The following is a 513-nucleotide window of genomic DNA, read 5'->3' as shown; positions in this document are numbered from 1 at the left end:
CCCCAGCGTCGTTCTAAGGTCTCATCAATCCCTACTACCAAGGGCTCCTGGCCAATGAAAACCACTAGGAGCTGTTCTAGTAACAAACGGCTTGCTCTCAAAGCTGACCATCGAGCATGACTCAATACCCGATGATATGTATGAAACGCTTTTTCCTGACTCAGTCCCATAATTGGGAGTACTGAAGTGATCGTTCGCTTACCCGGTGCCAGCATAGCGCCAGCTACCAAGAGTTGCACATGAACAAAAACCCGTTTGCAAAACAAACTGGCATACGGTAGTATTACGGTTAGAAACTCGCTGGGTAGCGTAGGCATATGGACTTAAGTTTGGCGACCCAAATCTACATACCGAAGGCCCAGCGGGATTCTTCTAAAAGGCTAAAGTCAAGATAAGAAATGGCGATCTAGACATCGTTTTTGGTAAAAATCTAACAGTAGAGTTACTAAGTAGACACTTGGTAGGAAAGCATTTATACATTCCTGATACCGCTATCACTTACTCCGTATTAAG

General features: G+C 44.8%; 1 protein-coding gene. It reads right to left on the bottom strand.

Annotated features, from left to right (window positions below; translation table 11 throughout):
* The coding region (locus tag DT603_RS16345; protein WP_162350959.1) for a transposase at window positions 1-317 on the bottom strand (317 nt) is incomplete at its 3' end.
* Window positions 318-513: the final 196 nt, after the last annotated feature.

This window comes from Pseudoxanthomonas gei (assembly GCF_010119615.1).
Taxonomy (GTDB): Bacteria; Pseudomonadota; Gammaproteobacteria; order Xanthomonadales; family Xanthomonadaceae; genus Pseudoxanthomonas_A; species Pseudoxanthomonas_A gei.
Note: the sequence above shows the minus strand (reverse complement) of the source record. Positions and strands in the feature narration are given on the sequence as shown.